This is a genomic window from Micromonospora sp. DT231 (genome assembly GCF_049847025.1).
In the GTDB taxonomy this organism is placed as follows: domain Bacteria; phylum Actinomycetota; class Actinomycetes; order Mycobacteriales; family Micromonosporaceae; genus Micromonospora.
Genome location: NZ_JBNCNO010000002.1, coordinates 638,026 through 659,287, shown reverse-complemented (window position 1 = coordinate 659,287; position 21,262 = coordinate 638,026). Strand labels below are relative to the sequence as shown.

Genomic DNA, 21,262 nt, shown 5'->3' with positions numbered 1-21,262 from the left:
AGATCTCGGGGACCACTGTCACTCCGTGCTGGACGCGGCCTTGCGGGGGGTTGCCTTCTTGGCCGGGGTCTTCTTCGCCGCGGTGCTGGCCTTGGCCGTCGTGGTCTTCTTCGCGGCCGTGGACTTGCTGGCCGCTGCCGTCTTCTTCGCCGCCGTGGCCTTCTTCGCAGGGGCCTTCTTCGCCGCCGCCTTCTTCCGCGGCGCCGGACCCTTCGCCCGCTTCTCCGCAAGCATCTCGGACGCTTCCTCGATGGTCAGCGCCTCCGGGGTCTGCGCGCGCCGCAGCGACACGTTGACCTCGCCGTCGGTGACGTACGGGCCGAACCGACCGTCCTTGATCACCAGCGGCTTCTCGGTGGCCGGGTCCACGCCCATCTCGCGCAGCGGCGGCGCCGCCGCCCGCCGTCCACGGGCCTTCGGGGCGGCCAGCAGCGCCAGCGCCTCGTCCAGGCCCACCGTGAACATCTGGTCCTCGGACTCCAGCGAGCGGAACTCCTCGCCCCGCTTCACGTACGGGCCGTAGCGGCCGTTGTTGGCGAAGACCTCGACGCCGTCCGGCGCGACACCGACCAGCCGGGGCAGGCTGAGCAGCTTGAGCGCCTCCTCCAGGGTGAGGGAGTCCGGGGTCTGCGTCCGCAGCAGCGAGGACTTCCGCTCACCGCTGGACACGTACGGGCCGAACCGGCCGGACTTGAGCACGATCGGCTCGCCGGTCGCCGGGTCGTCGCCGAGCTTGCGCTCGCCGCTGCCGCCGAGGTACAGCTCGTGCACCTTCTCCGGGGTCAACTCGTCCGGGGCCAGGCCCTCCGGGATCGGCGCCCGGTCACCCTGGGTGCCACCCTCCTCGCCCTCACCCGAGGCGGCCGCCGACTGTTCGCCGCCGGGCAGCTCCCGTTGCAGGTACGGCCCGTACCGGCCGACCCGGACGACGACCTCGCGGCCCTCGTCGTCGGTGAAGAGCGGGATGGAGTTGACGCTGCGGGCGTCGATGTCGCTCAGGTTCTCGGTGACCAGCTTCTTCAGCCCACCGGAACGGGCGATGTCCTGGTCACCGGCGCCGTTGGAGCTGCCGAAGTAGAACGCGGTGAGGAAGTCGACGGCGGCGTGGTCACCGCCGGCGATCTCGTCCAGCTCGTTTTCCATCGTGGCGGTGAAGTCGTAGTCGATCAGGCGCGGGTAGTGCCGCTCCATCAGCCCGATCACCGCGAACGCCAGGAAGGTCGGGATCATCGCCTGCCCGCGCTTGGTGACGTACCCCCGGTCCTGGATCGTCTGCATGATCGACGCGTAGGTGGACGGACGGCCGATGCCCAGCTCTTCCAGGGCCTTCACCAGCGACGCTTCGGTGTAGCGCGACGGCGGCTGGGTGTGGTGGCCCTGCGCGGCCAGCTCGTCGGCGGTCAGCGGCTGGTCCTTGACCAGGGTGGGCAGCCGGCGCTCGGCGTCCTCGGCCTCGGCGTTCTCGTCGTCGCTGGACTCCACGTACGCCCGCAGGAAGCCCGGGTCGGTGATGGTCTTGCCGGTCGCGCCGAAGTCGGCCTCCTCGGAGGAGGTGGAGATCGCCCGGATGCGCACCGACACGCTGGAGCCGACCGCGTCGGTCATCTGCGAGGCGATGGTCCGCCGCCAGATCAGCTCGTAGAGCTTGAACTCCTCGGCGGACAACTCCTTGGCCACCTCGCCCGGGGTGCGGAAGTTGTCCCCCGCCGGGCGGATCGCCTCGTGCGCCTCCTGGGCGTTCTTCACCTTGCCGGTGTAGCGGCGCGGCTCCGGCGGAACGCTGCGCTCGCCGTACAACTCGACGATCTGCCGACGGGCCGCCGAGATGGCGGTCTCCGACAGGTTGACCGAGTCGGTACGCATATAGGTGATGTAGCCGTTCTCGTAGAGCCGCTGCGCGGTGCGCATCGTCTGCTGCGAGGACAGGCGCAGCTTGCGGGCCGCCTCCTGCTGGAGGGTCGACGTGATGAACGGCGCGTACGGGCGGCGACGGTAGGGCTTCTCCTCGACCCGGGTGACGGTGAACGGCCGCCCGTCGAGTCGGGCCGCGAGACCCCGGGCACCACTCTCGTCGAGGTGGACGACCCCGGCGCCGGGCTTCACCCGACCGGTGGTCGGCTCGAAGTCCTTACCGGTGGCGATCCGGTCGCCGTTCAGGGCGATCAGGGTGGCGTTGAACGCGCGTGGGCCCTCGCCGGCGTTCGTCACGGCGAGGGTGGCCAGAATGTCCCAGTATTCGGCGGTGCGGAAGGCCATCCGCTGCCGCTCCCGCTCGACCACGATGCGGGTCGCCACGGACTGCACCCGGCCGGCCGAGAGCCTCGGCATGACCTTCTTCCACAGCACCGGGGAGACCTCGTAGCCGTAGAGCCGGTCGAGGATCCGCCGCGCCTCCTGGGCGTCGACCAGGTCGCGGTCGATCTCCCGGGGGTTGGCCACGGCCGCCTGGATCGCCGGCTTGGTGATCTCGTGGAAGACCATCCGCTTGACCGGGACCTTGGGCTTGAGCGTCTCGACCAGGTGCCAGGCGATCGCCTCGCCCTCGCGGTCCTCATCCGTCGCCAGGAAGATCTCGTCGACCTCCTTGGCCAGCTTGATCAGCTTGCTGATCTGCTGCTTGCGGTCGGCGGAGACGACGTAGAGCGCGTGGAAGCCGTTGTCCACGTCCACCCCGAGCCGGGCCCAGGGCTCCTTCTTGTATTTGGCCGGCACGTCGGCGGCGTTGCGCGGCAGGTCGCGGACGTGACCGAAGCTGGCCTCCACGACGTACCCCGGGCCGAGGTAGCCCGAGATCGTCTTGGCCTTCGCCGGTGACTCGACGATGACCAGACGGGTGGTTCCAGCTTCGCTTGGCACGTCTCTCCCCGACCTCACTCCTGCTCGTGGCCTGCCGGCGCCCGGACAGCGACCGCCTTCGACCCCGCCGTCACACCGGCGGTCCGGATGTCCAACGTAACGCGCCGCAAGCGTTTCGGGTTTCGCGGGCGGCAAACCGCCACCGCGCGACGGTCACCTCTCGCCCCGCCGCGCTCGGCACTGCCGGACGGCGCCACCGTACACCGTGGGTAGGGCTCGAAGAGGGTCACTGTGACGATGGCGGGCCCACGACCAGGGGCCAACCCGCCCGTTTTCCGCCCTGATGTCCTCGCCAGCTGTCCACCACCGGACAGACGCCCGCCCCGCCGCGGATCAGGTCGGCCAGGCACCGGCCGGCGCCGCCCGGGGCGGGCGGCCGACCAGCTCGGCGAGCCGGGCCAGCCGGCGGCGGCCGGTGATCTGGTACGCCGGATCGCCCTCAGCCGGACTGAGCAGCGTGCCGGCCAGCCCGGCCGCGGCGAGCGCGACCCCGATCGGCTCCCAGCACTCCCGGTCGTCCGCGCCGACCCGCAAGAGGAAGCCGTCGGGTGGCTCCGGCGTCCCGGCGGCGGCGAGCCACAGCCGCAGCCGCCGGCCGGTCAGGTGGAAGGTGGCCGGCGGGCGTTTCGCCGTACCGTGCAGCCAGGCCGCCGCGAGCGGCTTCAAGACCCGGGTGTACGACGTACGCACGGCGTGTCGCTCGCCCTCGGTCGGCTCCCAGCTCGCCGCCAGCCCCCGCGACGCCAGTTCGGCGACGAGCACGTGCACCCGCCACGCGGCGTCCACCTGCACCGAGAGCCGGGCGGTGCCGCCCATGCGGACCACCTCGCCCGGCCCGGCGAGCAGCCCGGCCAGGTCGGCGACCGTCGGCTCGGCCGCCTCCGCGCCGAAGAAGACAAGTTGCCGACCCGCCTCGGCGCCCTGGCTCGGCTCCCGCCTCGGCGGGGAGGGCTGAGCTGGGCCGCCGCGCCGTCGCGCCGGTGCGGGTACGGGCGCGTCGGACTCGGGGGCGGGGAACAGCGCCGATGGCTCCGCCGGGGTGTCGTCGAGCCCGCTCAGCGACACTCCGGCACCTCGTCGAAGGCTTTTTTCAGCTCCTCGGAGTTGAGCTTGCTGGTGTCCAGTGCGCTGGCGTCGTACTCCGTGTTGAGGGTCGCCACGGCGGCCCGCACGCCGTCGTAGAAGGCCGTCGGCTCGCCGGTGCCCAACCCGTCGATGGTGTCCCGGGCGCGGCCGTAGGCGTCCCGCATCTTCCCCAGTGAGCTGCGGAAACCGGCGGAGATGGCCTCGCCGTTGTCGGTCTCCGGGATGCCCGCCCGCTCCACCTTGCGGCGCGCGGCCTCACTTGCCTGCTCCGCCCCGCCGAAGAGCCGCACCAGGTTCTCCTTGGCCTGCGCCGGCGTGGTCTGCGCGGTCATCTGCTCGTCCGTACTACTGGTCAGCTTGCTGATCTCGGAGCGCCACGGGGCGAGCGCGCCGCAGACCGACGCCGCCCAGGCCCTGGGGCTGGGGCCGCCGCCGCAGCCGGCGAGGACGACGACGATCGTGGCCAGGACCACCGTGAGCTTTCCGGCGGCAGACGCCTGGCACGTACGCATGCGTTGCAGCGTACGGCCTTCGGGTAGGTGTGGCACCGGGCCGGACGGCCGGGGTCCCCGGTCGACGCGGACGTCGACCGGGGACCCCGTGCCGGTACCGGATCAGGCGTTGATCGTCTCCGGCCGGTGGTCGGCGCTGCCCGCGCCGGTGCTGCCATCGGCGTCGGAGCTGTCCATCGCGATGCCCTTGCGCTTGCTGAACACCACCGACGCCACGATGATCAGCGTCGCGACCAGCGCGATGCCGACCCGCAGGCCGACGTTGCGGTCGTCGCCGACGCTGTACGCCACCACGGCGGGCGCGATCAGCAGCGAGACCAGGTTCATCACCTTGATCAGCGGGTTGATCGCCGGGCCTGCGGTGTCCTTGAACGGGTCGCCGACGGTGTCACCGATGACGGTCGCGGCGTGCGACTCGGAGCCCTTGCCGCCGTACGCGCCGTCCTCGACCAGCTTCTTGGCGTTGTCCCACGCGCCACCGGAGTTGGCCAGGAAGACCGCCATCAGGGTGCCCGCCCCGATCGCCCCGGCCAGGTACGCGGCGAGCGCGCCGGGCCCGAGGCCGAAGCCGACCGCGATCGGCGCCAGGATGGCCAGCAGACCGGGGGTCATCAGCTCGCGCTGCGCGTCCCGGGTGCAGATGTCGACGACCTTGCCGTACTCCGGGCGCTGGGTGCGGTCCATGATGCCGGGCAGCTCACGGAACTGCCGGCGGACCTCCATCACGACGGCGCCCGCCGAGCGGGACACCGCGTTGATGGCCAGCCCGGAGAAGAGGAAGACGACCGCCGCACCGATGATCAGGCCGACCAGGTTGCGCGGGTTGGCCACGTTCAGCGAGTTGAGGATCTCCAACCCGACGTCGCCCACGCCCGCGTCCGCGTACGCGGCCTTCAGCGAGTCGGTGTACGAGCCGAACAGCGCGGTCGCGGCGAGCACCGCCGTGGCGATCGCGATGCCCTTGGTGATCGCCTTCGTGGTGTTGCCGACCGCGTCCAGCTCGGTGAGCGTCCGGGCACCGTGCTCGTCGATGTCGCCGGACATCTCCGCGATGCCCTGGGCGTTGTCGGAGATCGGCCCGAAGGTGTCCATCGCGACGATGACGCCGACAGTGGTGAGCAGGCCGGTGCCGGCCAGCGCCACCGCGAACAGCGACAGCGTGATGGAGCTGCCGCCGAGCAGGAACGCGCCGAAGACGCCGGCGCCGATGAGCAGCGCCGAGTAGACCGCCGACTCCAGACCGATGCTGATGCCGGCCAGGATGACTGTCGCCGCACCGGTCTGCGAGCTCTTGCCGATGTCCTGCACCGGACGCCTGTTGGTCTCGGTGAAGTAGCCGGTCAGGGCCTGGATCGCGGCGGCCAGCACGATGCCGATCACCACCGCGCCGATGGCCACGAACCGCGGGTTGCCGCCGGCGTCGGTGAGGCCGGCGTCGAACTCGCCGAACGTCGCCGGCAGGTAGGCGTAGGCGGCGATCGCCACCAGCACGGCCGACAGCACCGCCGAGATGTAGAAGGCCCGGTTGATCGCGGTCAGCGCGTTGCGGTCGGAGGCGCGCAGCCGGGTGATGAAGACTCCGATGATCGCGACCAGGACGCCGATGGTGGAGATGATCAGCGGGAAGACCAGGCCCTCCTCGCCGAACGCGGCGCGGCCGAGGATCAGCGCGGCGACGAGCGTCACCGCGTACGACTCGAACAGGTCCGCGGCCATGCCGGCGCAGTCGCCGACGTTGTCGCCCACGTTGTCGGCGATGGTGGCGGCGTTTCGCGGGTCGTCCTCGGGGATGCCCTGCTCGACCTTGCCGACCAGGTCGGCGCCGACGTCGGCGGCCTTGGTGAAGATGCCGCCGCCGACCCGCATGAACATCGCGAGCAGCGCGGCGCCGAAGCCGAAGCCCTCCAGCACGGTCGGCGCGTCACCCCGGTAGACCAGGACGACGAGCGCGGCGCCGAAGAGGCCGAGGCCGACGGTGAGGAAGCCGACCACACCACCGGTGCGGAAGGCGATCTTCATGGCCGCCTCGCGGCCACCTTCCCGCTCCCTCGCGGCGGCGGCGACGCGCAGGTTGGCGCGGGTGGCCAACCACATGCCCGCCCCGCCGATGAACGCGCTGAACAGGGCGCCCACCACGAAGAAGGCCGAGCGGCCGATCTTCACCGCGACCTCGCTGCCGTCGGTGTCGTGCACCGGCAGCAGGAAGAGCAGCACCACGGCGATGACGACGAAGATCGCCAGGGTACGGAACTGGCGGAGCAGGTAGGCCGAGGCGCCCTCCTGGACCGCCGCCGAGATCTCCTGCATGTTCGTGGTGCCCTTGCCGGCGGCGAGCACCGTCTTGGTAAGGGCGGCGGCGAAGGCGAGCGCCACGAGCGCGATCACCGCGGCGATGACGACGTATGTGACATTGCTTCCGGTAAGGGAAAGCCCGCCGCCGTCGGCGGCCAAGGTCTCGGACATCTGTGTCCTCCTGTTACCGAACAATCGCGCCGGTGAGTGGAGACGCACCGACCGACGCCTGGATGCGGACTTCGCAAGCGAGCGCCAACCCCGGCGGACCAGCGATGACCACCCATACCCGCTGGCTGCGGGATGGATCACTTGCTGACAACCCGGGTACTGTAGCCCTCCGCAGTGTCGGAGGTCACACGCAGGTGCCACCGTGTCGCGATGATCTCCGTCGCTGTGTTATGAATCGAAATCTGATATAGGGCACGGTCCATGAAACAAAAAGGGCCGCACCCCCATCGGGATGCGGCCCACGAAACGGTTTTGGGTCAGCGGCCGACCGGCCACACCATCCGCACCTCGGTGCCGATGCCCTCGTCGACCGGGCGCACCTGCAGGTCCTCGACGAAACCGGCGAGCAGCGCGAACCCGACGCCGGTGGTCAACGCCTCGTCGGTAAGCGACTCGTTCGCCAACTCGTCCGGGGGCAGCGCGGTCAGGCCGATGCCCGCCTCGATCGGCGCCCGGTCCACCACCCGCACCGCGTACGAACCGCCGTCGGACATCTCCACGAGCACCGGGTCGGCCAGGCCGTACTGCCGGTGCAGGGCCACCGCGCGGGTGCACGCCTCACCGATGGCCAGGCGTACCTCGTCCAGCAGGTCCTCCCGGACCCCGGCGCGCCGTGCGACGGCGACGCCGACCAGCCGGGCGGTGCGCACGTGCACCGGGGCGGGGGAGAACGAGAGCTTGACGGTCGCCATCACGCGCCGGCGCCCGCCGGGTCGGCGCTGATCGCCGCGTCGACCGTCGGGTGCAACGGGAACACCTGGTCCAGTGCGGTGATCCGGAAGATCTTGAGTAGCGGCTCCTTGTCGCAGACCAGGGCGAACGAACCGCCGGCCGACCGGAGCCGCTTGAGCGCGCCGACGAGCACACCCAGCCCGGTGGAGTCGAGGAAGTCCACCCGGTCGAGGTCGACGACCACGTGCCGGGCGCCACCATCGATCAACTCGAGGAGTCGTTCGCGGAGCCGGGGCGCGGTGTAGACGTCCACCTCACCACCGACCTCGAGCACCGTGTGCTCACCCTCGGTGCGGGTAGCCAGCGACAGCTCCATCGGTCCTCCTCGCCAGAGCCGTAAACTCTCGTGGGCATCTAACCACTACCGCCGGTGCGGCCTGCGGACGCCGGCGGAGGCTTCCCCTTACCCCCGGGCCCGACTTTTCATCTCCGAACACCAGTGCGAGAGTGCAGGGCGTGACCTCCAACGACTTCAGCTCGGCGCGGGACACGCCGCGCCATGACCTGGAGTCGTCGCCCGCGGCCACCGTATCCGCTGGTCCCGGCCCCGGGCCAACGCCGGCCGACCTGCTGCGCCGACTCCGCGCCCGGGGCGCCGGTGACCCGGTCACCCACGTCGAGCGGGTGCCGGCCCGCGCCGGGGTGCCCGCTCCGTGGCCGTCGTGGGCGCCGGCGGAGCTGCGCGCGGCGTTCGCCAAGCGCGGCGTGGTCGCGCCCTGGCAGCACCAGGCCGAGGCCGCCAACCTGGCGTACGAGGGTCAGCACGTGATCGTCGCCACCGGCACCGCGTCCGGCAAGTCACTCGCGTACCAGATGCCGGCCCTGGCCACCCTGCGCGCCGACCCCCGGGCCACGGTGCTCTACCTGGCGCCGACAAAGGCCCTCGCCGCCGACCAGTTGCGCGCCGTCGCCGCGCTGGAGCTGGAGGGGGTACGCCCCGCCTGCTACGACGGGGACACTCCGCGCGCCGAGCGGGAGTGGATCCGCCGGCACTCCCGCTTCGTGCTGACCAACCCCGACATGCTGCACCACGGCATCCTGCCCGGTCACGCCCAGTGGTCCGGTTTCCTGCGCCGACTCGCGTACGTGGTGATCGACGAGTGCCACACCTACCGGGGCGTGTTCGGCTCGCACGTGGCGCACGTGCTGCGGCGGTTGCGTCGGCAGTGCGCCCGGTTCGGGGCCACCCCGGTCTTCGTCCTCGCCTCGGCGACCTCCGGCGACCCGGCGACCGCGGCCGGGCGGCTGACCGGCCTGCCGGTGACGGCGGTCACCGAGGACGCGTCGCCGCGCGGCGGGGTGACCTTCGCGCTCTGGGAGCCGCCGCTGCTGCCACCCGACACCGGCTCCGGTTCCCCGGTGCCCCCGCAGGCGACAGGTGAGCACGACGACCTCCACCAGGTCCGCCGGTCGGCGCTGCGCGAGACCGCGGACCTGCTCGCCGACACGGTCGCCGAGGGGGTACGCACCCTCGCGTTCGTCCGTTCCCGCAAGGGCGCCGAGGTGGTGGCGGCCAACGCACGCCGGTCACTCGACGACGCGGTGCCGGGGCTCGGCGACCGGGTGGCCGCCTACCGGGGCGGCTACCTGCGTGAGGAGCGGCGCGAGCTGGAACGGGCACTGCTGCACGGCGACCTGCTCGGCCTGGCCTCCACGAACGCGCTGGAACTGGGCGTGGACCTGATCGGGCTGGACGCGGTGCTGATCTGCGGCTACCCCGGCACCCGGGCGTCGCTGTGGCAGCAGGCGGGCCGCGCCGGCCGTTCCGGACAGGAAGCCCTCGCCGTGCTGGTGGCCCGGGACGACCCACTGGACACCTATCTGGTGCACCACCCGGAGGCGATCTTCGGCGCCCCCGTGGAGGCGACGGTGCTCGACCCCGCCAACCCGTACGTGCTGGCACCGCAACTCGCCTGCGCCGCCGCGGAGGCACCACTCACCCCGGCCGACCTGGTGCTCTTCGGCGACGGGGCGAAGGAGGCCGTCGACCAACTCGTCGCCGCCGGGGCGCTGCGGCAGCGGCCAACCGGCTGGTACTGGCGGCACCGGGAGCGGCCCGAGGTGGACCTGCGCGGCGAGGGCGGCGCCCCGGTCTGCGTGGTGGAGTCGTCGACCGGCCGGCTGCTCGGCACTGTCGACGGCGGCTCCTCGCACTTCCTGCTCCACCCCGGCGCGGTCTATCTGCACCAGGGCGTCTCGTACGTGGTCGACGACCTCGACCTCGCCGACGGGTGCGCGCTCGTGCACGTCGAGGAGCCGGACTGGTCCACCCACGCCCGCGACGTCACCGACCTGTCCGTGGTGTCGGTCCGTTCCTACGTGGACGCCGGGCCGGTCGGCATGTTCCTCGGCGAGGTGGACGTGACAAGTCAGGTCGTGTCGTACCAGCGGCGACGGATCGCCACCGGCGAGGTGATCGACACCCGGCCACTCGACCTGCCCGCCCGGGAGCTGCGCACGGTGGCGGTCTGGTTCACCCTGTCGCCGCGGTCGTTGACTCTCGCCGGGGTCCAGCCCGCCGACGTGCCGGGTGCGCTGCACGCCGCCGAACACGCCGCGATCGGCCTGCTGCCGCTGATGGCCACCTGCGACAGGTGGGACATCGGCGGGCTCTCCACCGCCGTGCATCCGGACACCGAGGCGCCGACCGTCTTCGTCTACGACGGGCATCCGGGTGGCGCGGGGTTCGCCGAGCGGGCGTACGGGACGGCGTCGGCGTGGCTGCGGGCCACCCGGGACGCGATCGCGGAGTGTGGTTGCGAGACCGGTTGTCCATCCTGCGTGCAGTCGCCGAAGTGCGGCAACGGCAACAATCCGCTCTCCAAGCCGGATGCGATCCGGGTGCTCGACGTGGTGTTGGCGAACCTGCCCGGCTGAGCGGGTTGCATGAATCGGCATGGCACTGGGCACAATGTGTGGGAGCGCTTCCATCGATCTCTTTGTTGCTGATCGCCCCCCGTGCCCGAGGAGGAGCCGTGGCCGACACCATCGCCGAGACCGTCGATCTGCTCTATACCATCGACCAGGATCAACTCACCCTCGACCAGCAGATCGCGCTCGGGGCCGCGCTGGCCACCCTGGCTCAGGCCGAACGCCTGGAGCAGATCAACGAACGGCTGCGCGTCATCCACCAGGTCCTCAACACCTGGGCGCTGCGCGCCGCGACCACCACCGACGGGCGCTGACCACCCCTTTCACCAGCACGGGCAACGGGATGCTGGCGTAGTCGTCCGACGGCCCCCGGCGGCTACCCAGCATCGTGCGATCGTCGATGGCAAGGAGCGCGACAGTTGTCGGGCTGTGCGAGACTCCGGCGGACCCAACCCCCTGAGGAGCTCAGATGCAGTTCGACACCTTGCAGAGCCAGCACCAGTTCCACGTCCGTCAACGACTGCGCATGATGGTCAACCAGTACGAGGTCCGGGCGGTCGCTCCGGACGGCACCGAGGGTGAGCTGATCGCGTTCGCGCAGCAGAAGCGGCTCGCCTTCAAGGAGCAGGTGACGATCTACACGGACGACTCGAAGCAGCAGCCCCTGCTCGGTTTCAAGGCCCGCCAGCGCATCGACCTCGGCGCCACGTACGACGTCACCGACGCCGCCGGCAACGCGATCGGCCTGTTCCGCAAGGACTTCGCCCAGTCCCTGCTCCGGTCCACGTGGCACGTCGAGCAGGCCGGCCTGCCGCAGGTGACGGGCCAGGAGCGCAGCCTGCCGGTGGCTCTGCTGCGCCGGTTCGTCGACTCGCTGTCGTGGCTGCCGTACCACTTCGACTTCACCGCCGGCGGCCAGCCGGTCTTCACCGTGGTCAAGAAGTGGGGCCTGCGCGACAAGTACCTCGTCGAGGTGCAGCAGCCGCAGATCGACCGCCGCCTGGTCATCGCCATGGCCGTCGCCCTCGACGCGCTCCAGGCTCGCTGACCCGTCCGGCCCACCCGCTGCTCGGCCGCTGACCGGGACAAGGCCCTGCGCCCTGGTCCCGGCCAGCAGGCCGTCCGGCAGCCACCGCGACGTCCGCCGGTGCGCCGAGCCGCCGGCCCGCGGCCCCGTCCGCAGGCGCGGCCCCCAGCCGCAATCGCCATCAACCGCGCACGGGGCCGGCGCGGGCCGTCGATGTGGCGACCCAGGTCAGCCCGGGCAGTGGTGTGAACGCCACCTCGACGGTCACCAGCACGTCCAGTCCGTCCAGGCGGCAGTCGACCGTCCGGCCAGCGTTGCGGCTGGCGATGTCGGCCGCGAGCGCGCAGGCCATCGCCGCACCGTCGAGCGGGTGGGCTGCTGCCGCCAGCGCGCCGAGATCGGCTGCCACCGCCGCCCGCTGATCCGCTAGCTGAGCTGCGGCGATGGCGGCGCCGAACGTGCCGAACAGCAGAAAGACCAGGCCGATCGCCAGCACCAGGACCGTCGCACCACCGCGCTGCGCGTCCGGCGGGCCGTCGTCGGGGCGCGCGGAGTCGGGGTTGTGAGTCCGTCGCACCGTCAACTCCTCTCGGCGGCGCCGGGTTCCACGGCTGCGACCGCGGTGGCCACGACGGTGATCCGGGGGAGCCGGCCGCCCAACGCCCGGACGGGCGCACGTACCGTCGTCCGCACCTGGTTGCCGTCGACGGACACCGACACCTCCGCTCCCGGCGGTGCCGCACGCTCGCCTTCGGCACTGCCGTCCGCGCCGCGAGCGGCGGCCAGCGCGGCTTCCCGGGCCGCGTGCAGGCAGCCCGCCTGGGCGCTGACGGCATTGACGGCGGTGAGGCCGGTCAGCAGGAGCAGGAGCAGCGCCGGCAGGCCGGCCGCCAGTTCGGCGGTGAACGACCCTCGGTCCCCGTCGGCGGCCCGCTCGACGGCGCGGACTCTCCACCCGCCCAGCGCTCGCTCGGGAATGCCTGGCCTCCGACCGCGGCCAGCCTGCCGGCGCCCGATCACTTCAGCGCCCGGTCGATGACGGCGGTCAACGCCGACTGGACGTTGCCGGAGGTCAGCACCTTCAACAGGATCCCGGCGAAGGCGACCGCGGCGAGTGTCCCGACGGCGTACTCGGCCGTGTTCATACCGGCGTCGCCGCGCAGGCGGGCGATGAGTTTGCGCATGGCTGTTTCCCTTCTCGATGGGTCAGAGCACGTCGCCGAGGACGGCGACGATCACCGGCACCAGGCCGGCGAGAATGAACGCCGGCAGGAAGCAGAGCCCCAGCGGCAGGACGATGAGCACACCCGCCCGACGGGCGGACGCCTCGGCAGCGGTGGCCCGGTCGGCACGTAGGTCGTCGGCGAGCCGGGTCAGCGCACCGGCCAGGGCCGCGCCGCTGTTCGACGAGCGCAACGCCGCTGCGGCCAACCGCTCGGCGCCGGGCACCCCGTCCAGCGCCGACCACGCCTCCGACGGGCTACCGCCGAGCAGCAACGTGCGGCCGGCGCGGGCCAGCCGCGCGCTGAGTGGTCCGTCCAGAGCCTCGGCGACGGCCAGCACCGAGCGATCCACCGGAGCGCCCGCCCGCATCGCGGCGGCCAGCAGGTCGACGGCGAGCGGTAGGTCGACGGCCTCCTGCAGCCGCCGCCGGCGCACGCCCGGTGACTCGATCCGTCGCAGCAGAAAATCCAACAGGAACGCGGTGGGGACCGCACCGAGCAACCCCAGCCAGCCCTCGGCGACCACGGCGACGGCGAGCCCGCCCAGCGCCGCGGCGAGGCGGACCGCGTCCGGCCGCCGCCCAGCGGCTGGGCTGCGTCGGCTCGCCGGACTTCGCGACATCATCCGACCCGCCCCGGCGTCGCGCCCAGCCGTTCCGTCCAGAGGAGGCCCACGACCTGCAGGGCGACCGCGACGACCGCACAGACCCCGCCGACGCCGCTGTGCAGCAGCACCGCCACCGGGTCGACGCCAATCCCGTACCCGAGCAGGATCCCGCCCACCGGCAACGCGGCCAACAACCAGGCCGTAGCCCGGGCACCTGCCGCCTGGGCCGCCGCGGCAGCCAGGCCCCGGTCGGTCGCCCGAGCGTCGGCCTCGATCCGCTCGACGAGTTCCGCCAGCGGCGCGCCCGTCCGGTCGGCCAGTCGCACCGCTGCTGCCGTCAGCTGACGCAGCCGGTCGGACCCGTCCCACCGATCGGTGGCGGCCTCGAGCGCGTGCTGCACGGGCAGGCCGGCCCGGAGGTCCGCCGCGAGGCCACACAGTTGGTCCAGTCCGCGTCGCCGCCTTCGCTCGGCACCCCGGTTCACTCGCCAGCGCAACACGGCTCGCCCGGCCAGTGCGGCGTACCCGCCCAACGCGACCGCCGCGACCGGACCGCCGACCACCGCACCCACGCCACCGGCCAGCAGGCCGACCAGCGGCAGCGCCCGCCTCGACGACCGTGGAATCCCTGTCCGCCCAGCCACGGTCGGGGCATCGGTCGACTCGACGAGCCGGTCGGCCCGGCGAACGGCACCCCCGCCTCCCCCGGCCGTCACCGTGCTGCCCGGACTGTCCGCCGTGGCGCCCCACCCAACTGTCGTCACCGCACCGGGGGCGTCGTCCCGGCGGTCCGCCCCCACGTCGCCGTCGATCGTCATCTCGGCCACGGATGTGCCACCCCGTCCTTCGGCATCCGGGAGCCTGGACTCGTACCCGGTGGTGGCGGCCGGGCGGCGGGGATCCCGACGGGTCGGCGGACGTGTGGGGCCCACGGGGCGGGCGGATCCCACCGACCCGCCCGTCGCCCCGGGCCAACCCGTGCCGCCGGTGACGTCCCGGCTGGGCCAGCCGAGCGCGGTCGGCCTGCCGCTGCGACCCGCTGTGGTCCACGGCCGGCACGGAATGCCGATCGCGTCACCCGGAATCGGTGGGTCGTCGGGCCCGTCGATCGGCCCGTCCGGCGTGCGGCCGAGTTCCCGAATCCACTCCAGAAGCGCGTCGTTGGGATCGGCGCCGCCACTCCCCCGTCCCGTCGTCAGCACCCGTCGTCGGCGCGCGCGGATGCTGCGCACGGGCCACGCCACCAGGGCCGCGGCGACCAGCAACAGCGCCGCCACCAGCATCGTCGGCCCGGTCATGCCGGACCTGCCGATCCGGGCCACGGCTCGCTGAGGATCGGCGGCACCGCCACCCCGCGCTGCCGGAGCAGCGCACCCAGTGCGCGGGCGGCCATCCCGAGGCCACTGCCGCGTACCCAGGCGGGCACCACCGTCACCAACCGTTCCGGCCCGTCGGGCAGGAGCAGGCAGATCGACTCCAGGACGCGCCCCCGGTCGCCACGCCGCACCTGGAACAACACCTGCAACGCGGCGGCCACCTGGGCGTGCAGTGCGGCGCGCGGCAGCCCACCCAGCATGCCCAGCGCCTCCAGCCGGGCCGGAACGTCGGACGGGGAGTTGGCGTGCAAGGTGCCCGCGCCCCCGTCGTGGCCGGTGTTGAGCGCCGCGAGCAAATCGACCACCTCACCGCCCCGGCACTCCCCGACCACCAGGCGGTCCGGACGCATCCGCAACGCCTGCCGGACCAGGTCGCCGAGGCTGACCGCGCCCGAACCCTCCACATTGGCGGTACGCGCCTGGAGCCCGACCACGTGCGGGTGCCCCGGACGCAGCTCGGCGGCGTCTTCCACAAGCACGATCCGCTCGGTGGCGGGAACCATCCCCAACAGCGTGTTGAGCAGGGTCGTCTTGCCCGACCCCGTGCCCCCGGTGACCAGGTACGCCAGGCGGGCAGCCACGACGGAGGCGAGCAGCGGTGCCACCGGTCGCGGCACGGTCCCGTGGCGGACCAGCTCGTCGAGAGTGAACGGCCGGTGTCGGAAGGTCCGCAGGGACAGGTAGGGGCCCTCGGTCGCCACCGGCGGCAGCACGGCGTGCAGTCGGGTGCCGTCGGGGAGCCGGGCGTCCGCGTACGGGGAACCGTCGTCGAGCCGCCGGCCGGCGCTGGCGATCAGACGCTGCGCCAACCGACGGACGTCCTCGATCGAGCCGAACGGGACCGCGACCTGCTGCAACCCCGCACCACGGTCGACCCATACGCGGGTCCCGTTGACGAGGACGTCGGTGACCTCCGGGTCGGCGAGCAGAGGGGCCAGCGGCCCGGCGCCGACGAGGTCGTCGTGCACCCGGTCGGCTATCCGCAGCACGGCGTTGTCGCCGAGCACCGCGGCGGTTGGCTCGGCCCGTACGGCGGAGACGATCGCCGCCGCGGTGACCGGGGTGGTGGCGGCGGCGATCCGCTGCCGCACCCGGGCGGCGAGGGTGCCGTCCTGCGGCCGGCCGGTCATGCCGCACCCGTCGCCGGGACACCGGTCAGGTCGGTGACGATCCGCTGGCAGAGTGCGGCCAGCGGGCCTTTCCCCGCAGCAGCAGGCGCCTCGCCGCGTTCCAGCCCACGGCACAGACCCGGCTCGGGGCGCAGCGCGCCAGCCAGCGGCAGGCCAAGGGCCCGTGCCACCTCGGTGGCGCGTAGTCGACCCGGAGCGGGCCCGCGCACCACCACCGAGAGCGCGGCGCAGTGCGGGGCAGCCGCGGCCACCACGCGAGCGGCCGCGGCGGTGGCACGCAACTCGGCGGGGACGACGACGAACGCCTGGTCCGCCGCCTGCAACGCCACCACCGCGGCGTCGTCCAACTGTCGAGGCACGTCGACGACCACGAAGTCGCGACCACGCCGAGCGGCGTCGACGGTCGCCGCCATCGCCGCCGCTGGCAACGCCAGCATCTCGCCGCGATCCCAGGACAGCACCACCAGATCACCCCTGTTGGGCAGGGCCTGCACCAACGCCGGGGCGTCCACCCGCCCGTCGGCGCTGGTGAGCGACGGCCAGCGCAGTCCCTCCAACTGCTCCCAGCCCAACACCAGGTCGAGGCCGCCCCCGAGCGGATCCGCGTCGACGAGCAGCGTGCGCAACCGGGACCGAGCGGCAGTCACGGCGAGGCCACCAGCGAGCACGCTCGCCCCGGCACCGCCCCGACCGCCGAGCACCGCGACGATCCGGGCGCCGGCCTCGTCGGGGCGGTCCGCGCCCTGCTCGGCGAATCGATCCACCAACCACGGCTCGGCGGTGGGCAGCATGGCGACGTGCTCGGCCCCGATCAGCTCGGCAATCTGCCAGCCGGGGTCGAGCTGACCGGCTCGGCCGACGAGCACCAGCCGGGGCCGCTGTGGCAACCGGGCACGCAGACACGACTGGGCCTGGTCGGCGCCGAGCAACACAAGCGGAGCTGGCTGCCAGCGAGTACGGGCGGCGGCGGGGTCGCGGGCGAGCTCCACCTCAGCCCCGCCGGCGGCGGCGAGTCGGAGCAGATCATCGAGCAGATCGTGGTCGCCGGTGACCACCAGCGGAAGCCGGCGGATCGGCGGAACCGAGGTACGGGATGGCATCGCGGCCTCCAGCGGTCGGGCTCTGGTATGCCGCCGACCCTGCTCGGAAACCGCCCCGCAAGCCGCCCCGACCACGTCACCTGTGGACAACCACGCGGGCTGTGGACAACGCCCGCCGCGCCAGTTGATCTGCTACGCGCGCGGCCTGTCCGTCACCGCACGAGCTGCTCGGCAACGCAAACGAGGCCGCTCCCTTTTCGGGAGCGGCCCGTCAACGTGGTCGATGCGGATGGATGATCGTCTGGCACGGACGGACCCGCGCCGGCGGCAGCGAGCCGACCTCCGACGCCGACCCGGCAGATGTCGCGATCCAGGCGACGGCGACGTGGTCAGCCCGACGCTCATATGTTCAGCGGGCCGCCGTTACGCAGGGCGTCATCCTTGATCGCGATGAGATTCGCGGACACGTACGAAATGTTGTGCGTCTTGTGCCATTCGCTCGGAAAATACGTGACCAGACGCGACGTCTGGAAACGGCACTTGATTTCGGGTACGTACCGAGAATAGTTGGCGTCGGTGAAGTACCAGAACGAGTTTTCGTTGTAGAACGCCACATGCGTCGGGTCCTGGTAGGCACCTCGGCCGTCCGAGCTGGGCGTCAGCGACAACAGCATCCCGTTCGGTGCGAGCAACCGGTAGAGCTCATTGAACAGCGCGATCTTGTCCGGGATGTGCTCCAGGAAGTCGACGGCCCGAATGACCCCGACGCTACCGTCCGGCAGATCGACTCCCTTGGTGATGTCGCAGATCATGTCGACGCCCGACCCGTCGTGGTAATCCAGACCGAGATAGCCTTCCGGCTTGTTGTGGGCGGCCCCCAGATCCAGCGCCAGGAGCCCCTGTCGCCGCGACCAGGCCAAGGCGTTCTGCTGAATGTTCCGGTCGTAGATCTCCACCGTACGCTGCTGGATGCGGGCGTTGACATCCGGAATGCGCTGCGTGTTCTTGGCATGCATGCGCTGCAGGTAGAGGCATTTCTGGATGTGATGGAACTCGCTCACCTGATACATCCGAGCCATGAGGTCGGCATCGTCGGCGACATCGAGCGACTCGTCGTATCCGCCGACCTTCTCGTAGATGTCCCGGCGGAAGGCGCGCACGTGGTTCGGTGCGTACCAGATGTAGCTCACGTTGTGGGGTGTCGGCGGCAACGCCCGACAGACCAGCACCTCGCGGCCGTCGACCTTCTCGTCGTAGTGCCGCCAGCCGAACGAACTCGAGAAACGGTCTTCACAGCGGCCGCCGTCCTCCTGGATCTGCGCGGTGTCGCTGTAGACGAACCCCACCTCCGGGTTGGCGTCGAAGGCGTCGACGATCTCTTGCAGACAGTCGCTGCTGAGCAGGTCGTCGTCGTCAAGCTCGACCAGTATGTCCCCGGCGGCCTCAGCGCAGGCGTACCCCTTCACGGCGCCAACGCCGTCCAGATTGTCCTGGACGACGAGCCGAATCCGATCGTCGTGCCTCTCTGGCCGCCAACGAGACCCCTGGTTGAGAATGACCACCCATTCCCAATCGGTGAAAGTTTGCGCAGCCAGCGAGCGGAAGCATTCGTCGATGAAACGGGTACGGTTGCTTCCCGTGAATACCGTCACGCGCGGTGTGTGCATTGAACCACTCACCTACCCGCCGGAGTCGAGGACCGAGCGGTCGGGGCCGCGCGGTACTTTGCCGGAACGGAAGAGGTGAGCCCCTTGTCCAGTCGGACCGCGGCCTTGAAGGCGTCCCGCGCCGCCCGGTCGTCGCCGGTCTGGGACAGCAGAATACCCAACCGAAGGTATGCGGTTGACGACTTGTTGTCGATCGACACCACCTTGCGGTAGATGTCGATCGAACTGGTCGGAGCTTTGCCTTCCAGCGCGATCGCCTTGTTGAAAAGGGCGGGCTTGTAGTTGCCGTCGGCCGCCAATGCCTTGTCGTAGTTGTTGACCGCCTCGTCGGGCTGGTTACGCGACTGGGCGATGAAGCCCAAATTGAACCACGCGAACTTGTTGTCGGCCTCGGTCGCCAACACCTTCTCGAAGGTGGTCTTCGCCGCCTCGAAGTTGCCGGCCTGACCCTGCTCGACCCCGAGCTTCAACAGGTCCGCCGGAGCGGTCCCGGCGGAGGCATCGACCTTCGCCTTGTCGCTGTCGCCCGAGTTGCTCGTCTGCGGCTTCTCGGCAGGTTTCTCACTGCATGCCGCGACTCCGGTCAACAGGACCGCACCACAGGCAAGTGACCCGAAAATCTGACGCGTACTCATTTTTCCTCCGTGACGGTAACGGGGCGGCCCGACTCGCTGTTCGGCCGGTCGGAATTGCTACTGTTGGCCGCCGCCCGGCCCGACGAGCTGCCGGCCTGACCGAACGGCACCGGCGCGCCGAGTTCAATGCAGGACACCCAGATGTCCGCGCCCCCGCCGGTGAACGTGAACTGATAACCGCTTGTCGACAGCGGCTGGATCAGCACTGGGTTTACGCCCGCGCCGGAAAGTTGGTATCCGGTTCCGACGGCGATGTCTCCGGGATCGCAGCCGAAGTTCACCGGAGTGTCCGCGATCACGGTCAGCGGGCCCTGAATGTAGGCGCCCTGGATTCCGTTACCCGCTAGTCCCTGCGCGCCCTGGGCGCCAGTGGCACCCTGCGGTCCTGCTTCGCCCTGGAAACCCTGGGCGCCCTGAGTGCCCGTGTCGCCCTGGGCACCCTGGATCCCCTGGGCACCTGTCGCGCCCTGCGCACCTTGAGTGCCCGCGTCGCCCTGGGCACCCTGGGCTCCCTGAGCGCCTTGGAAACCCTGGGCGCCTATCCCGCCTTGAGCGCCGGTGTCGCCCTGAGGCCCTTGCGCACCCTGCAAGCCCTGGGCACCTGTGATGCCCTGAACTCCCTGCGCGCCTTGAGCACCAGTATCACCCTGCGCACCCTGGAAACCCTGAACTCCCTGCGCACCCGCGTCGCCCTGCGCACCGGTGTCGCCCTGCGCACCTTGAGCGCCCTGAGCGCCGGCGTCGCCCTGCGCACCCTGCAGACCTTGAGCACCCTGGACCCCGGCGTCGCCCTGACCACCCTGAGCGCCCTGAACCCCGGCATCGCCCTGCGCACCCTGCACACCCTGAGCGCCCTGAACCCCGGCATCGCCCTGCGCACCCTGCGCGCCCTGAACGCCAGCATCGCCCTGAGCACCCTGCACACCCTGAGCGCCCTGAACCCCGGCATCGCCCTGCGCACCCTGCGCGCCCTGAACGCCAGCATCGCCCTGAGCACCTTGAACGCCCTGCGCGCCGGTCTCGCCCTGGACACCTTGAGCACCCTGAACGCCAGCAACGCCCTGCGCACCTTGAACGCCGGTCTCGCCCTGCGCGCCCTGAGCGCCCTGGAAACCTTGAGCGCCTTGAACCCCGGCGACTCCCTGAGCACCTTGGGCACCTTGAATTCCAGTATCACCCTGCGCGCCCTGAGTCCCCTGCGCGCCCTGAGTCCCCTGCGCGCCGGTCTCGCCCTGAGCACCTTGAGCGCCCTGAACCCCCGCCTCACCGGGAGCGCCTACGTCACCCTGAGCACCCTGAAAACCTTGAGCACCCTGAACGCCAGCAACGCCCTGCGCACCTTGAACGCCGACCTCGCCCTGCACGCCCTGAGCACCCTGGAAACCTTGAGCACCCTGAACCCCAGCATCACCCTGCGCGCCCTGAGCACCTTGAGCACCCTGAACCCCAGCATCACCCTGCGCACCCTGGAGACCTTCAGCGCCCTGCGCACCCTGAACGCCGACCTCGCCCTGCACACCCTGAGCACCCTGGAAACCTTGAGCGCCTTGAACCCCGGCGCCGCCCTGAGCACCTTGAGCACCCTGAACGCCAGCATCACCCTGCACGCCCTGAGCGCCCTGAACACCGGTGTCGCCCTGTGCACCCTGAGCACCCTGAGCACCCTGAGCACCAGCATCACCCTGCGCACCTTGAACGCCGACCTCGCCCTGCACGCCCTGAGCACCCTGCGCACCTTCAGCACCCTGGGGACCCTGGACGCCGACCTCGCCCTGCGCGCCTTGAACGCCCTGCGCGCCGACCTCGCCCTGAAAACCTTGAGCGCCCTGAACTCCAGCGCCGCCCTGCACGCCCTGAGCACCCTGGAAACCTTGAGCGCCTTGAACCCCGGCGACTCCCTGAGCACCTTGAGCACCCTGAACGCCAGCATCACCCTGCGCACCTTGAACGCCGACCTCGCCCTGCACGCCTTGAACG

At 71.4% G+C, this 21,262-nt stretch carries 20 protein-coding genes; 4 read left to right on the top strand and 16 right to left on the bottom strand.

The features are described 5' to 3' along the window. Positions 1–18: 18 nt before the first annotated feature. The 6 genes from topA to ACPXBU_RS07890 all read right to left on the bottom strand — a co-directional run bounded on the left by topA (position 19) and on the right by ACPXBU_RS07890 (position 8,025). Entirely contained in the window at positions 19–2,856 is a 2,838-nt protein-coding gene (gene topA, locus ACPXBU_RS07915; protein WP_425757439.1) for a type I DNA topoisomerase, read from the bottom strand. A 333-nt stretch (positions 2,857–3,189) separates the two neighbouring features. Next, positions 3,190–3,921: a hypothetical protein gene (locus ACPXBU_RS07910; RefSeq protein WP_425757437.1), complete on the bottom strand. Its 732-nt coding sequence runs from the start codon at positions 3,919–3,921 to the stop codon at positions 3,190–3,192. Then, entirely contained in the window at positions 3,912–4,454 is a 543-nt protein-coding gene (locus ACPXBU_RS07905; protein ID WP_393365698.1) for a hypothetical protein, read from the bottom strand. Before ACPXBU_RS07905 ends, ACPXBU_RS07910 begins: the two co-directional genes overlap by 10 nt. Before the next feature lie 102 nt (positions 4,455–4,556). Then, positions 4,557–6,917: a sodium-translocating pyrophosphatase gene (locus ACPXBU_RS07900; RefSeq protein ID WP_425757435.1), complete on the bottom strand. Its 2,361-nt coding sequence runs from the start codon at positions 6,915–6,917 to the stop codon at positions 4,557–4,559. A 317-nt stretch (positions 6,918–7,234) separates the two neighbouring features. Further along, positions 7,235–7,672 (bottom strand): ATP-binding protein, encoded by a 438-nt coding sequence (locus ACPXBU_RS07895; protein ID WP_030334228.1) that lies wholly within the window; start codon positions 7,670–7,672, stop codon positions 7,235–7,237. Then, complete coding sequence (locus ACPXBU_RS07890; RefSeq protein ID WP_357404550.1) at positions 7,669–8,025, bottom strand: STAS domain-containing protein; 357 nt, start codon at positions 8,023–8,025, stop codon at positions 7,669–7,671. Before ACPXBU_RS07890 ends, ACPXBU_RS07895 begins: the two co-directional genes overlap by 4 nt. A 131-nt stretch (positions 8,026–8,156) precedes the next feature. On the opposite strand from ACPXBU_RS07890, the gene ACPXBU_RS07885 reads away from it, so the two are divergent. From ACPXBU_RS07885 to ACPXBU_RS07875, 3 genes are all read left to right on the top strand, one after another. Further along, positions 8,157–10,586, top strand: coding sequence for a DEAD/DEAH box helicase (locus ACPXBU_RS07885; RefSeq protein ID WP_425757433.1), 2,430 nt, complete (start codon positions 8,157–8,159; stop codon positions 10,584–10,586). Between the two features lie 98 nt (positions 10,587–10,684). After that, positions 10,685–10,894, top strand: a complete 210-nt coding sequence (locus tag ACPXBU_RS07880) for a hypothetical protein (protein ID WP_393365692.1) — start codon at positions 10,685–10,687, stop codon at positions 10,892–10,894. A 155-nt stretch (positions 10,895–11,049) separates the two neighbouring features. Beyond that, entirely contained in the window at positions 11,050–11,628 is a 579-nt protein-coding gene (locus ACPXBU_RS07875; protein ID WP_425757430.1) for a hypothetical protein, read from the top strand. Between the two features lie 160 nt (positions 11,629–11,788). On the opposite strand, the gene ACPXBU_RS07870 is transcribed toward ACPXBU_RS07875, so the two are convergent. From ACPXBU_RS07870 to ACPXBU_RS07825, 10 genes are all read right to left on the bottom strand, one after another. Then, positions 11,789–12,184 carry an Rv3654c family TadE-like protein gene (locus ACPXBU_RS07870; protein WP_393365689.1) on the bottom strand — a complete coding sequence of 132 codons (396 nt, stop codon included), beginning with the start codon at positions 12,182–12,184 and terminating at the stop codon, positions 11,789–11,791. Between the two features lie 2 nt (positions 12,185–12,186). Then, the gene (locus ACPXBU_RS07865; RefSeq protein ID WP_425757564.1) at positions 12,187–12,570 is read right to left on the bottom strand and encodes a TadE family type IV pilus minor pilin; all 384 of its coding nucleotides are present in this window, start codon (positions 12,568–12,570) and stop codon (positions 12,187–12,189) included. Positions 12,571–12,623: 53 nt separating this feature from the next. Further along, positions 12,624–12,791 (bottom strand): DUF4244 domain-containing protein, encoded by a 168-nt coding sequence (locus tag ACPXBU_RS07860; protein ID WP_081883916.1) that lies wholly within the window; start codon positions 12,789–12,791, stop codon positions 12,624–12,626. A 22-nt stretch (positions 12,792–12,813) separates the two neighbouring features. Further along, positions 12,814–13,455 carry a type II secretion system F family protein gene (locus ACPXBU_RS07855; RefSeq protein WP_425757428.1) on the bottom strand — a complete coding sequence of 214 codons (642 nt, stop codon included), beginning with the start codon at positions 13,453–13,455 and terminating at the stop codon, positions 12,814–12,816. Then, positions 13,452–14,735 carry a hypothetical protein gene (locus ACPXBU_RS07850; RefSeq protein ID WP_393365686.1) on the bottom strand — a complete coding sequence of 428 codons (1,284 nt, stop codon included), beginning with the start codon at positions 14,733–14,735 and terminating at the stop codon, positions 13,452–13,454. Before ACPXBU_RS07850 ends, ACPXBU_RS07855 begins: the two co-directional genes overlap by 4 nt. Continuing rightward, positions 14,732–15,943, bottom strand: coding sequence for a TadA family conjugal transfer-associated ATPase (locus ACPXBU_RS07845; protein WP_425757426.1), 1,212 nt, complete (start codon positions 15,941–15,943; stop codon positions 14,732–14,734). The genes ACPXBU_RS07850 and ACPXBU_RS07845 overlap by 4 nt, the downstream gene beginning before the upstream one ends. After that, positions 15,940–17,043: a septum site-determining protein Ssd gene (gene ssd, locus ACPXBU_RS07840; protein WP_425757424.1), complete on the bottom strand. Its 1,104-nt coding sequence runs from the start codon at positions 17,041–17,043 to the stop codon at positions 15,940–15,942. Before ssd ends, ACPXBU_RS07845 begins: the two co-directional genes overlap by 4 nt. A gap of 341 nt (positions 17,044–17,384) precedes the next feature. Further along, complete coding sequence (locus ACPXBU_RS07835; RefSeq protein ID WP_425757422.1) at positions 17,385–18,635, bottom strand: glycosyltransferase; 1,251 nt, start codon at positions 18,633–18,635, stop codon at positions 17,385–17,387. 23 nt (positions 18,636–18,658) lie between these two features. After that, positions 18,659–19,285: a tetratricopeptide repeat protein gene (locus ACPXBU_RS07830; protein ID WP_393365679.1), complete on the bottom strand. Its 627-nt coding sequence runs from the start codon at positions 19,283–19,285 to the stop codon at positions 18,659–18,661. Further along, positions 19,282–19,584, bottom strand: coding sequence for a hypothetical protein (locus ACPXBU_RS07825; RefSeq protein ID WP_425757420.1), 303 nt, complete (start codon positions 19,582–19,584; stop codon positions 19,282–19,284). Before ACPXBU_RS07825 ends, ACPXBU_RS07830 begins: the two co-directional genes overlap by 4 nt. Before the next feature lie 177 nt (positions 19,585–19,761). Here ACPXBU_RS07825 and ACPXBU_RS07820 point away from each other — a divergent pair. Next, positions 19,762–21,262, top strand: a 1,501-nt coding sequence (locus ACPXBU_RS07820; RefSeq protein WP_425757418.1) for a hypothetical protein, incomplete at its 3' end; no start/stop codon positions are given.